The 717-nt window shown below is 54.5% G+C and carries 1 protein-coding gene and 1 pseudogene; both read left to right on the top strand.

Annotation, left to right across the window (positions count from 1 at the left end; all coding sequences use genetic code 11):
* Window positions 1-151, top strand: a pseudogene (gene tssN, locus J5M67_RS27315) (type VI secretion system protein TssN); the annotation flags it as partial.
* 4 nt (window positions 152-155) lie between these two features.
* Window positions 156-717, top strand: a 562-nt coding sequence (folE, locus tag J5M67_RS27310; protein ID WP_207888530.1) for a GTP cyclohydrolase I FolE, incomplete at its 3' end; no start/stop codon positions are given.

Below are 717 nucleotides of genomic sequence, written 5' to 3'. Positions count from 1 at the left end.
GATGAAACACACTTCGAACCACCCCGACCACTCCAGTGCGCCGCCAAATCTCGAGAAATTAGAAAATTATCCCGACCTTTTCGCGAGAAAAGCCATCGAACTCAATGGCAAGCGTTCTCGAAAAATGTTGTGGATTCTTTTGGAGATGTGATGTCATGATTGACACCCAATACAATGGCGCATGCGATGTCCACCACCATTCTCCGGCCGAAATTCGACGCATCCGCCAGTTCGATCCCGCCGCATTCGAAATGGCGGTCGGTAGCTTGCTCATGGCCTGTGGTATCGAGATAGACGCCGCACATACCAGCCGCACGGCGCAACGTGTGAGGGAACTCTGGCAGAAGCGCTTGCTTGACGGCTACGATGTTGACCCTGCCGAGGCGCTGGGTATGGGTTTCGATGATCGAAAGGAAGATATGGTCATCATCCGCAGTATCGCTGTCCATGGTGTTTGTCCGCATCACTTGTTGCCATTTCGCGGCGTGGCACACGTGGCCTATCTGCCGGGAGGGCGACTGCATGGCTTCGGGCGCATCGCCCGTATGATCGATGCGATCAGCCATCGATTTACATACCAAGAGTGGATTACAAACGAGATTGCGACAGCCCTTGTCACTCATGGAAAAGCACGGGGAGCAGCTTGCCTGATCGAAGCCGAACAACTGTGCTTGCTCATGGGCGAAAATCGCCGCGGCGACGAGCGCGTAATTACGC

The organism is Pseudomonas sp. 30_B (genome assembly GCF_017491605.1).
Taxonomy (GTDB): domain Bacteria; phylum Pseudomonadota; class Gammaproteobacteria; order Pseudomonadales; family Pseudomonadaceae; genus Pseudomonas.
This window is presented reverse-complemented; position numbering and strand designations above follow the sequence as displayed.